This is a genomic window from Streptomyces milbemycinicus, from assembly GCF_002154605.1.
GTDB classification, from domain to species: domain Bacteria; phylum Actinomycetota; class Actinomycetes; order Streptomycetales; family Streptomycetaceae; genus Streptomyces; species Streptomyces milbemycinicus.
The window spans coordinates 1-11,421 of sequence record NZ_MUNE01000379.1 but is presented as its reverse complement, the minus strand read 5'-3'; the positions used below and the strand labels follow the sequence as shown (position 1 = coordinate 11,421).

Here is an 11,421-nt window from a genome sequence, read left to right as displayed (position 1 = left end):
CGCGGCGAAGGCGATCCGCTCCCCGTCCCTCTCCCCGGACGGAGAGCGGATCGCCTTCGCCGCGCTCGGCGACATCTGGCTCGCACCCGTCAACCCGCCCAGGGGCAAGGGCTCCGCGCCCAAGGCCGTCGTCTCCGACGGACACCTGAACACCGACCCCGCCTGGTCCCCCGACGGCTCCGCCCTCGTCTACGTCAGCGACCGGGGCGGCGCCGCCGACCTGTGGACGTACGACATCGCCGACGGCACGACCCGCCGGCTGACCGACCTCCAGGACGCGGCCTCGGGCCCGGCGTTCAGCCCCGACGGCGCGAGCGTCGCCTTCGGCCTCGGAGCGGGCACCCTGCACACCGTGGACGTGGCCACCGGCGCCGTACGCAAGGTCGCGGGCCCGCTCAACGCGCCCGGCAGGCCCACCTTCTCCGCCGACGGCCGCAAGCTCTCGCTGGCCGCCCTGGCGCCCGTCACCGCCCGCTACCGCGAGGGTTTCAACCGCGTCCTGACCGTCGAACTGGCCACCGGCGAGGCGCACTACGACGACCCCGTCCCCGGCAAGTCCCTGGCCAACCGCATCGACGCGGGCCCGGTCCACTCGCCCGACGGCAAGCACACCGCGTACATCGTCGGCGGCACCCTGCACCTCAGCGCCCTGGACACCGCCGGGCGGCCGACCGGGACCGCGCGCGAGCTGAACGGCGAGACCGCCGACGCCCCCAGCTGGAGCGCCGACTCCCGCTCGCTGCTCTACCTCTCCAACGGCCGGCTGCGCCTGGCCGACGCCCGTACGGGCCGCGCGCGGACCGTCCCGGTCAAGCTGACCTGGCGCCCCGCCAAGCCGACCGGGCGGACAGTGGTGCAGGTGGGGGCGGTGTGGGACGGCACGGGCGAGACGCTGCGCCGCGACGTCGACATCGTCATCGAGGGCGACCGCATCAAGGCGATCGTGGCGCGCGGATCGGTCCGCGCCGGGAGCGGTGGCCGTACCGTCGACGCGCGCCACCTGACCGCCCTGCCCGGCCTGATCGCCGTCCACGAACACGGCCCCTGGCAGCGGGCCGACACCATGAAGCTGTGGCTGTCGTACGGCGTGACGGCGGTCCGCTCGCCCGGCACCGCCCACTACGCCGCCGTCGAGGCCAAGGAGGCCACCGCCTCCGGGCGCCGCGTCGGCCCCCGGGTCTTCGCGGCGGGCGATCTGATCGACGGCTCGCGCATCTACTACTCCTCCGGCCGCCCCGTCACCGACACCGAGGAGCTGGAGCGCGAACTCGCCAAGGCCGAGGCGCTGGGCCACGACCTCGTCAAGACGTACGTACGGCTGCCGTACGCGATGCAGCGCGCCGCCATCCGCGGCGGCCACCGGCTCGGGCTGCGCGCCACCTCGCACTATCTCTTCGGCCCGCTCGGCCTCGGCGCCGACGGCACCGAGCACCTGGGCGGCACCAGCCGCTACGGCCGCCGCCAGAAGGAGACCCACCTCGGCCACGCCTACGACGACATGACCGAGCCGCTGATCGCCTCCGGTATGGCCTTCACCCCGACCTTCGGGCTGTCCGGCGCCGGCCTGCCCGCCACCCGGGCGGCGCTCTACCGCTATGCCGAGTGGGCGGTCGGCGACCGGCGGCTCACCACGCTGATGAGCGAGGCGGAGTACGAGGAGTTCCGCAGCGGCGTGGCGGCGGCGCAGCAGACCGTCCCCACCGATCTGCTGGCCTTCGTCGCCCGGCACGGGGCCACGGTGCGCCGGCTGCTGGAGGGCGGGGCGCACGTCGGGGTGGGCACCGACAGCCCGCTCGTACCCCCGGCCATCTACTACCACCTCAACCTCCAGGCCATGGTCCGCTACGGCGCCACCCCCCACCAGGCGCTGCGCTCCGCGACCGTCGAGGGCGCGCGGGCGCTGGGCATGAGCGCGCGGATGGGCACCGTGGAGCCGGGGAAGCTCGCCGACCTGGTGCTGGTGGAGGGCGACCCGCTCAGCGACATCCGCGCGGCCGCGGCGGTGCGGAGCGTGGTGCTGGGGGGTGTGGTGCACTCGGTGGACGACCTGGTGAGCGGGGAGTCCTCGGGCGCGGCGGCCGTACGGCCCACCTCAGCCGCCACCGCCGCCCACGTGGCCGACGTACCGCAGGGCCCCGCCCGCGAGCGCTACTGGTGGCACCGGGAGGAGCACGCCCACCACAGCTGCTGCTGAGAGCCGGGAACCGGCTGCTGAGGCCGTTCACGCGGCGGCCATCCTGTGGCCGCCGCCTGGTCACCGGCCGTCGCCGGGACATGGTTCCATGAGGGGCATGTTCGAGCAGTTTCTCGTCTCCGGTGCACTGTCCGATGTCGAGGAGGCGGTGCGCAAGGCGGCCGCCGCCGAGGTCATGCCGAGGTTCCGGCAGCTCGCCGACCACGAGATCGTCGAGAAGAACGGCCCGCACGACCTGGTGACGATCGCCGATCGGCAGGCCGAGGAGCATCTGACCGCCTCGCTCACCGCGCTGCTGCCCGGCTCGGCCGTGGTGGGCGAGGAAGCCGTGCACGCCGACCCGTCCGTGCTCGGCGCGCTGGGCGGGGACGCGCCGGTGTGGATCGTCGACCCGGTCGACGGCACCCGGCAGTTCGTCCACGGCGATCCGGGCTTCGCGATGCTGGTCGCCCTCGCCCACCGCGGTGAGCTGCTGGCCTCGTGGACCTATGCCCCGGCGCTGGACCTGATGGCCGTCGCGCGCCGCGGCGGGGGAGCGGTGCTGAACGGCGAGCCGATACGCTCCGGCCACCCCGAGCCCGGCAAGGTGCTCGACGTCGCGATCTCGCACTACGACTTCACCACGGACGCGGAGAAGCGCTCCCTGTCCGTACTGCGGACACCAGGTGTCGCGCCGCGCCCGTGCGGCTCGGCCGGCCTGGAGTATCTGAACGTGGCCCGTGGCCTGCTGGACGCGACCGCTTTCACCTGGGAGAACGCCTGGGACCACGCCGCCGGGCTGCTGCTGGTCGCCGAGGCGGGCGGCGCGAGCGCGACGCTGGCCGGCGATCCGTTCCGGATCACGGGCGGAAACGCGCTTCCTTTCACCGCGGCGCGGGACGCGGCGACCGTACGGCATATCCTGAGCCTGCTGGCCACCCCGGCTGACCGGGCCGCCGGCTGACCGAGCCTCAGGAGTCCTCAGGACGGGGAGGGAGACCCGACGTGCCGTCCATGCTCGACGCGGTCGTGGTGGGTGCCGGGCCGAACGGGCTGACCGCGGCCGTCGAACTGGCCCGCCGCGGCTTTGAAGTGGAGGTCTTCGAGGCCGCCGACACGATCGGCGGCGGCGCCCGCACCGAAGAGCTCACCCTCCCCGGCTACCGGCACGACCCCTGCTCTGCGGTGCACCCGCTGGGCATCGGCTCCCCGGCCTTCCGCGCCATGCCGCTCGACCGGCACGGCCTGGAGTGGCTGCACCCCGAGCTGCCGCTGGCCCACCCCTTCCCGGACGGCACGGCCGCCGTCCTGGCCCGCTCGGTCGGCGAGACGGCCATGTCGCTGGGCCCGCGCGACGCCGGTACGTACCGCCGGCTGGTCGCCCCGTACGTCGGCAGATGGGACAACCTCGCCCGCGACTTTCTGCGCACCGCATGGGACGGGCTGCCCGTCGACCCGGTCACCTGGGCGCGCTTCGGACTGCACGCCCTCCAGCCCGTCACCCTCCTCAGCCGCCGCTTCCGCGATGAGAAGGCGCGCGCGATACTCGCCGGGATGGCGGGCCACGCCATCTCGCCGACCAGCGGCATCGGCACCGCCGGCCTGGCGCTGTTCTTCGCGCTCGCGGGCCACGCTGTCGGCTGGCCCGTCCCGCGCGGCGGCTCGCAGGCGATCTCGGACGCGCTCGGGTCGTATCTGCGCGAGCAGGGCGGGGCGATCCACGTGGGCGTGGAGGTCAAGCGGCTGGACGAGCTGCCGCCCGCCCGCGCGTACATCTTCGATACGTCACCGACCGCCCTGGCCCGGATCGCCGGGCTCGGCAACGCGTACCGCCACTTCCGCTACGGGGCCAGTGTCTTCAAGATTGATTACGCCCTGGACGGCCCGGTGCCCTGGACCGCGCCGGAGGCCCGGCGCGCCGGCACCGTCCACGTCGGCCCCACCGCCCGTGAGATCGGCGCCGCGCTGCGGGCCGCCACCGACGGGCGCGCCCCCGACGTCCCCTTCCTGATCACCGCCCAGCCCAGCGTGGTCGATGACTCCCGCGCCCCGGCGGGCAAGCATGTCTTCTGGGCGTACGGCCATGTCCCCCGCGGCTGGGACGGGGACGCCACCGAGGCCATAGAGCGGCAGATGGAGCGCTTCGCGCCCGGCTTCCGGGATCTCGTACTCGCGCGGGCGGTGGCCGGGCCGCCCCAGCTCGCGGTGCGCAACGCGAACTATGTGGACGGCGACATCGCATGCGGCGCCTTCGCGGGCCTGCAGACCGCGATCCGCCCCAAGCTGGCGCGTGTCCCGTACGCCACGGCCCACCCGTCGGTCTTCCTGTGCTCCTCGGCCACCCCGCCGGGGCCCGGGGTGCACGGCATGTCCGGGCACCACGCGGCGCGCGCGGTGTGGCGGCGGCTGCGCGGCCGGGGCTGACCCGGGCCTCCGGCCCCGCTGGAATGTCGGGGCGGCGGCCGGGCGTTGGATACTGCGAGAGGGCCAGTCACGAGTTGTTCGACGATGGGACGGAAGCCATGCCTCTGCAGGGCGAGTACGAGCCGAGCCCCGAGAAGTGGGTACGCGATCAGGTCGAGCAGATCGAGAGCTCTGGCGGCACCAAAGGGATGTCGATTCGGGGGCTGCCGGTCATCCTCCTGACCACCCGGGGCGCGAAGACCGGCAAGATCCGCAAGAGCCCGCTGATGCGGGTCGAACACGAGGGCAGCTACGCCGTGGTCGCCTCGCTGGGCGGCTCCCCCAAGAACCCCGTCTGGTACTACAACGTCGTGGCCGACCCCCGGGTCGAGCTGCGGGACGGCACGGTGAGCCGGGACATGACGGCCCGGGAGGTCCACGGGGAGGAGAAAGCCCAGTGGTGGGCGCGGGCCGTCGAGGCGTACCCCGACTACGCGGACTACCAGAAGAGGACGGACCGCCAGATCCCGGTCTTCGTTCTGGAGCCGGCGGCCGAGGACCGCTGACAGCGGCGTTCGGGAACCGCTGACGTCAGCGGCCGGGTGTGGCCGACGTCAGCGGCCGGGCGTGGCTGACATCAGCATCCGAGCGTGGCTGACGTCAGCGGCCGAGCGGCGCTGATTCGGGGCCGATCAGACGCGTCAGCTCATCGGCGACCAGTTGCCCCGCGGGCGAGGTCCAGCGCCTGCGGTGCCGGGTGAGCTGGACCGGTACGGGCGGCATGGGCGGCCCGTCGACCCTGGCCAGGAGGCCATCGCGCAGCTGCCGCTCCACGGTCGCCTGCGGCAGCAGCGTGAGCCCGAGCCCGGCGGCCACGCAGGAACGGGCGGCCTCGATGCTGCCGAACCGGGTCAGCCGCGGCCGCGCACCGGGCAGCGCGAGCAGGGAGCGCACCAGCCGGTCGCTGTACGAGCAGCCCTCCTCGTGGACGAAGAAGCTCTCGTCGGCCAGCTCCTGCCACCCCGCCCCGCGCCCGGCCAGCCGGTGGCCGGGCGCGGCCACGTACACCAGCGGCTCGTACGCGATGGGCCGCGCGACCAGGTCGGCGGCCTCGATCTCCGGCTCCAGGAGAAGCACCAGGTCGAGCCGCCCCGAGTGCAGCCCCTCCACGGCCGCGGCGGTACCGGCCGCGTGCAGATGGACGTCCACGCCCGGGTGGGTGCGCCGCAGCGAGGCGATCACCCGGGGCAGATTCGACGAGCACAGCGACTCGCCCGCGCCGAGGGCCACCTGGCCCTCCACCGCCCCGTCCACCCCCGCGCCGTTCCCGGCCGCCGCGGTCGCCCGCAGCCGTGCCTCGGCGTCCAGCACCCGCTCGGCTTCCTCGAGCAGCCGCCGTCCGGACGGGGTCGGGGTGGTGCCGGCCGGCAGCCGGTCGAACAGGCGCGTGCCGAGCTCCCGCTCCAGCGAACGGATCTGGACGGTGACGGTGGACTGGGCGAGATGCAGCTCGGTGGCCGCGGCGGTGAAGCTGCCGGTGCGGGCCAGGGCCACGAAGGCGCGCAGAAGTCTGGTATCCATCAGAACCCCAGCCTAGCTGGGGCTATCGGGGTTCTCGATGGAGGTGAGCGAAAAGAATCGTTGGACGCGATGGAGGGTCCGGTGAAACGGTAGCTCCATGACCGCACACACGGCACACACCGCACACACCGCAGACAGCACGTCCACCGCACCCGGCGCACCGGCCACCGAGACCGACCAGGTCCTGCGCTACTCCGCCTTCACCACCGACCCCTCCGGCGGCAACCCCGCCGGCGTGGTGCTCGATGCCACGGCGCTCGACGACGCCGAGATGGTGGCCGTCGCCGCCCGGGTCGGCTACTCGGAGACCGCGTTCATCACATCGCGGGACGAGGCCGCGCGCCGCTACGGGCTGCGCTACTTCAGCCCCCGCGCCGAGGTGGCCTTCTGCGGACACGCCACGATCGCCACCGCCGTCGCGATGGCCGAGCGCATCGGCCCGGGGGAGCTGGTCTTCGACACGATGGCGGGCGAGATCCGCGTGGCGACAACCCTGGACGGCGCGGACGGCGCGGACGGCGCGGACGGCGTGGACGGCGTGGACGGCGTGGACGGCGGGAACGGTGCGGACGGCGGGGCTCCGCAGGCCACCCTCACCAGCGCGCCCACGCACTCCCGCCCGGCCGACGAGGCCCTGACCGAGCAGGTGCTGAAGGCCCTGCGCTGGACGCGGGACGACCTGGACCCGGCCCTTCCGCCGCATATCGCCTTCGCGGGCAACGACCACCTCGTCCTCGCCGCCGCCACCCGCGAGCGGCTGGCCGACCTGGACTACGACTTCGACGCGCTGGAGGAGCTGATGCGGGTCCACGAGTGGACCACCGTCCACCTGGTGTGGCGCGAGGCCGCCGACCGCTTCGACTTCCACGCCCGCGACCCGTTCCCGCCCGGCGGCGTCGTGGAGGACCCGGCCACGGGCGCGGCGGCCGCCGCCTTCGGCGGCTATCTGCGGGCGCTCGGGCTGGTGACGGAGCCGACCAGGGTCCGGATCCGGCAGGGCGAGGACATGGGGCGCCCCAGCAACCTTCTCGTCGACGTACGGCCCGACGAGGAGCGGGTGCGGGTCACGGGCCGGGCGGTGGCGATCCCGGGAGCGTAGGGGTGCGTCCGGCGCCTGAGTTTGCGGTGAGTATGAGACAAGGACACGCCCTGCTGTCGGCGTGTCCTTGTCTCATACTCACCGCAAAGTACCGGTGCTCAGTGCGGGATGGTGTCGATCACCTCGCGCGCCCCCTGGCGCAGCAGGGCCACCGCCACCGAGGTGCCGAGTGTCGCCGGGTCCAGCGGCCCCGCCCACTCGTGCGCGTCCAGCACCGTCTTGCCGTCCGGGCTGAAGACACGGGCACGCAGGGAGAGGCGGCCGTCGCGCTCGGCCCTGGCGTAGCCCGCGATGGGGGAGTTGCAGTGGCCCTGGAGCACATGCAGGAGCATGCGCTCCGCCGTGATCTCCTTCCAGGCATCGGCGTCGCCGAGCCCGGAGACCGCGTCGATGGTCGCGGTGTCGTCCTCGCGGCACTGCAGCGCCAGCACCCCGGCCCCGATCGGCGGGCACATCGTCTCGACGGGCAGGATCTCGCTGATCCGGTCCGTACGCCCGATGCGCTCGAGCCCGGACACCGCCAGCAGCAGCGCGTCGCACTCGCCCGCGTCCAGCTTCTCCAGGCGGCGGTTGGCGTTGCCGCGCATCGGCACGCACTCCAGATGCGGGTGGGAGACGGCCAGTTGCGCGATGCGGCGCACCGACGAGGTGCCGATACGCGCGCCCTCCGGCAGCTGATCGAGCGTCAACCCGCCGGGGTGAACCACCGCGTCGCGGATGTCGTCCCGCTTGAGGTACGCGGCGAACACTGTGCCCGCGGGCAGCGGCCGGTCGGCGGGCACGTCCTTCACGCAGTGCACGGCCAGATCGGCCTCGCCCGCCAGCAGCGCCGCGTCGACCTCCTTGGTGAACGCACCCTTCCCGCCGAGCGCCGAAAGATCGCCCATCCACCGGTCGCCGGACGTGGTGACCGGCACCACCTCGGTCCGGATGCCGGGACGCAGCGCGGCCAGCTCGGCGCGGACCCGCTCGACCTGCGCGAGGGCCATGGGGGAGGAGCGGGAGACAATGCGGATGAGGTCGGTGGACGACATGGCGTACACCATAGGCCCTCCGCAGCGCGCCCCCGGCACCGGCCGGTGGCACCCCCGTACGCTTCCTCCGTCCGCGCTGGTGAGAGCGCCGCTCAGTCTGCCCCGACGAAGCCCTCGGCGAGGCAGGCGGCCAGGTCGCGGTAGCGGGCGAGGGTCCCCGGGCGCAGGGCGCCGAGGTCCAGCGGCTGGCCGCTCGCCAGATGGGGGTCGTATGGGATCGCCATCATGGCGCGGCACTCGCCTTGGGGGACGAGCTCAGTGTGTTCAAGCGGGTTGAAATTGTCTGCCCCTGTGATCACGACGATGCTGCGGCGCAGCAACTCGGCGTGGCCCTGCGCGGTGATCCAGTCGAAGGTCGCGTCGACGTTGGTCGGCCTTCTGCGGCTCTCCGCCGACCAGATGATGACCAACTGATCGGCGAGGTCCAGGACTCCGGGCAACGTGATCTCCCCGGTGCCGGGGCTCGCCGCCGCGTGAGTGAGCGCGAGCGGGTACCGCTCGCTGAGCGCGTTCATGATGCGCCGGTAGTCCTGGTCGTCGATGGGGCGGTCAGGCGGAGCGAGGCTGGCCAGGACTTCCAGCCCATCGGGGGTCCGCGAGGTGAACCGGCGCAGTTCCGCGCGAGCGAGCGCACCGGGCAGCAGGGTGGCCAGCTCGCGCAGCCCCGTGTCGGTCTCGCGGTGTGATCGGTGGATCAGCCAGCCCGTATCCGGACTGACATCGACGGCGATGACGGGATCCGGCCGTGCGGAGGCGAAGACCGCGCTGAGCGCCGCAGCGGTCCTGGCCGCCTCGGTGCCTCTGCTGAGACCGAGCACTGCGATGCGGTGGAACAGCAACAGGGGCGCGCGGATGAGCCGGTGCTTGAGCGCTTGCCCGCCGGCGTCCGGTCGGACACCTTGGGCGGCCGTACGCGCAACCACCTGGGAGAAGACATCTGAGACCTCGCCCGCCGTCGGGCGGTTCCGGCGGGGGTTGAACAAACAGGAGGCGACCAGGGTCCGCAGCGGCTCCCAGGCCGCGCCCTCCCACCGGGATCCGGTCCAGTCGACGCTCTTGCTGGCGTAGGTCCCGGACGGAGTGCCGATGTTCTGCGGGAGGGGGTTGAGCCAGCGCTCCTCGCGGGTGGTCGGCCGACCGCCGCCCAGGGCCAGCAAGATCTGGCCGAGCGCGTAGACGTCGTCCTCGGGCGTGAGCCGCCTGGTCAGACGGCGGGACCTCCGGTCGATGACGGCCGTCTGCCAGCCGATCAGCTTCACCGTGTTGTCGGCGACGAGCACCGTATCCGTGTTCAGATGGCCGTGCACCATCCCCTTGGCCGAGCAGATGCTCACCGCCTCGCCCACCTGCATGCCGAGGACGGCCGCCGTCCGCGCGTCCCAGCCGTCCGCCGTGCCGTCGGAGAGAAGGGCGGTGAGGGTGCGGGCCGGGGAGCCGTCGGAGGCGAGGATCAGCTCTTCGGCGATCCACGGGGGTTCCCCTTCGAGGTCCTGCCCCAGCAGCCTCGGCGCATAGCGGCCCGCCATCCGGCGCAGCGCTTCCGCTTCCGTGCTCAGCTCGGCGAACGCGCCCCGCCGCCCGGACTCCTCGTTCACCGTGCGCAGCACGGCGGACTCCCCGTTGGGGCCCTGCCCCACATACGCGGTCGTGCCGCTGTGGGTGCGGATATGGCAGATCAAGGCACACGGCCCGAGCCAACGCGGGTCCTGGTCCGACAGGGGGGTCCAGCCATGGGCCCGCTGCTCTCTGGCGAGTTCCGGGGCGGATTCCGCCACGGGCTCGGGTACGGGAACGGGCGGCGGTGTAGCCGGATCGGACCGTTCGAAGGCCTCCCAGACCTCCCGCGCCGTCGGCCGGTCGCCCGGATCGGGCGCCAGACAGGCCAGCACGACATCGCGTACCGACCGCCAGACGCCGCGCCAGTGCGACAGGTCGTACGGTTCGCTGTCGGCCCCGAAGTGCGCCCCGCCGCCGAGGTCCAGCAGGATCTCGGCGAGGTCGTGGACGTTGTCCTCGGGGGTCCGCGGCCCGCCGACAAGCGCCGGCGACGGGACGCCGTCGATGCAGGCCGAGGACCAGGCGGTCAGGAAAAGCTCGTTGTCGTCGGAGACATAGACGGTGCCCTGCCGCAGGTCCCCGTGCGTCATGCCCTCCGCCGCGCACACCCGCACCGCGTCCGCGAGTTGCCGGGCGACCGCGAAGGCCCGGTCCGCGTCGCTGCTCAGCGGGATGTCGCTCAGGCGCTCCGCGACAAAGGGCTCCTCGGCGATCCAGGGAGTCGGGCAGTCCAGGTCCTGCCGCAGCAGCCTGGCCGCGTACCGGCCGTCCATCCGGCGCAGCGCCTCCGCCTGTACGCGCAGCACCTCGGCGGCGTGCGGCGCGTGTTCCCTGAACGCGGTGTGGATGACGACCTGTTCGCCGTACGCGTCCTCGTCCCCGATGTAGGTGGTGACGCGGAACCCGGACGGATCGGCCATCCGCAGCGTGTACGGGCCGATGGTGCGCGGGTCCTCGGGCGTCAGCGGGCGCCAACGGCCCGTCGTCAGGAGCCTGGTCAGTGCCGGTGGTGTCGGTGGTGCCGGTGGCGCGCCCAGCCGGGCCGCCAGCCGTTGCTCCACCGTGCCGAAGGGCCGGGCCCGCGCCGGGAGGTGGTCGGCGCCGGACGGGTGGGCGAGCCAGGCTGGGAAGTCGGGGGATTTGCCCGCGAGTTCCTTCAGGCGGCGGCCGATCAGCTCGCGGGTCTGGTTGAGTTCGGGTAGCGGCACGGCGCCGAGCAGCGCGCGCTGGACGGTGTCGGCGAAGGTGAAGGGGCGTTGCTGGGGCGGGAACGGCCCCGGGCCCGCCGAGGCCGGTGGCTCGGCCGGGCGCATCAGACCGCCGAGGAAGACCTCGGCGAGGTGCCCCGTATCCGCCTGCCACTCCACCGCCGTCTGCACCAGCCGCATCACGGGCACCGGCAACGGGGCCACCGCGGCCAGATGGGCCGCCAGGCGGTACGCCTCGGGCGAGGCCGCCTCCCGGAAGCGCATGAGACGGCTCAGGTCGTCCGCGGGTCGGGCAGGGGCGGAGCGCGCGGCGGCCGGGCGGCGCGGGCGTGGCGGGCGTGGCGGGGCCAGCAGGGGGAGTACGGC

At 73.6% G+C, this 11,421-nt stretch carries 8 protein-coding genes; 5 read left to right on the top strand and 3 right to left on the bottom strand.

What is annotated here, in order from left to right; translation table 11 throughout:
* The 4 genes from CCN51_RS28890 to CCN51_RS28875 all read left to right on the top strand — a co-directional run.
* A partial coding sequence (locus CCN51_RS28890; protein WP_107426097.1) for an amidohydrolase family protein occupies positions 1 to 2,194 on the top strand: 2,194 nt, incomplete at its 5' end.
* A 97-nt stretch (positions 2,195 to 2,291) separates the two neighbouring features.
* Entirely contained in the window at positions 2,292 to 3,137 is an 846-nt protein-coding gene (locus CCN51_RS28885) for an inositol monophosphatase family protein (RefSeq protein ID WP_014175457.1), read from the top strand.
* Between the two features lie 50 nt (positions 3,138 to 3,187).
* Positions 3,188 to 4,597 carry a phytoene desaturase family protein gene (locus CCN51_RS28880; RefSeq protein WP_014175456.1) on the top strand — a complete coding sequence of 470 codons (1,410 nt, stop codon included), beginning with the start codon at positions 3,188 to 3,190 and terminating at the stop codon, positions 4,595 to 4,597.
* A 98-nt stretch (positions 4,598 to 4,695) separates the two neighbouring features.
* On the top strand, positions 4,696 to 5,142 hold the full coding sequence (locus CCN51_RS28875; RefSeq protein WP_014175455.1) for a nitroreductase family deazaflavin-dependent oxidoreductase: 447 nt from the start codon (positions 4,696 to 4,698) through the stop codon (positions 5,140 to 5,142).
* Between the two features lie 94 nt (positions 5,143 to 5,236).
* On the opposite strand, the gene CCN51_RS28870 is transcribed toward CCN51_RS28875, so the two are convergent.
* The gene (locus CCN51_RS28870) at positions 5,237 to 6,157 is read right to left on the bottom strand and encodes a LysR family transcriptional regulator (RefSeq protein ID WP_014175454.1); all 921 of its coding nucleotides are present in this window, start codon (positions 6,155 to 6,157) and stop codon (positions 5,237 to 5,239) included.
* 97 nt (positions 6,158 to 6,254) lie between these two features.
* Here CCN51_RS28870 and CCN51_RS28865 point away from each other — a divergent pair, with 97 nt between their 5' ends.
* Positions 6,255 to 7,256: a PhzF family phenazine biosynthesis protein gene (locus CCN51_RS28865; protein WP_014175453.1), complete on the top strand. Its 1,002-nt coding sequence runs from the start codon at positions 6,255 to 6,257 to the stop codon at positions 7,254 to 7,256.
* Positions 7,257 to 7,354: 98 nt separating this feature from the next.
* On the opposite strand, the gene hemC is transcribed toward CCN51_RS28865, so the two are convergent.
* A complete protein-coding gene (gene hemC, locus CCN51_RS28860) occupies positions 7,355 to 8,290 on the bottom strand; it encodes a hydroxymethylbilane synthase (protein WP_043489758.1) in 936 nt (311 codons plus the stop codon).
* A gap of 92 nt (positions 8,291 to 8,382) precedes the next feature.
* On the bottom strand, positions 8,383 to 11,319 hold the full coding sequence (locus tag CCN51_RS28855) for a hypothetical protein (protein ID WP_086860245.1): 2,937 nt from the start codon (positions 11,317 to 11,319) through the stop codon (positions 8,383 to 8,385).
* Positions 11,320 to 11,421 lie beyond the last annotated feature (102 nt).

Excerpts from the sequence above, each read along its gene's own strand:
- CCN51_RS28880 (WP_014175456.1), top strand. The coding sequence starts at position 3,188 with ATGCTCGACGCGGTCGTGGTGGGTGCCGGGCCGAACGGGCTGACCGCG.
- hemC (WP_043489758.1), bottom strand. The coding sequence starts at position 8,290 with ATGTCGTCCACCGACCTCATCCGCATTGTCTCCCGCTCCTCCCCCATG.
- CCN51_RS28885 (WP_014175457.1), top strand. The coding sequence starts at position 2,292 with ATGTTCGAGCAGTTTCTCGTCTCCGGTGCACTGTCCGATGTCGAGGAG.
- CCN51_RS28875 (WP_014175455.1), top strand. The coding sequence starts at position 4,696 with ATGCCTCTGCAGGGCGAGTACGAGCCGAGCCCCGAGAAGTGGGTACGC.
- CCN51_RS28855 (WP_086860245.1), bottom strand. The coding sequence starts at position 11,319 with ATGCGCTTCCGGGAGGCGGCCTCGCCCGAGGCGTACCGCCTGGCGGCC.
- CCN51_RS28865 (WP_014175453.1), top strand. The coding sequence starts at position 6,255 with ATGACCGCACACACGGCACACACCGCACACACCGCAGACAGCACGTCC.
- CCN51_RS28870 (WP_014175454.1), bottom strand. The coding sequence starts at position 6,157 with ATGGATACCAGACTTCTGCGCGCCTTCGTGGCCCTGGCCCGCACCGGC.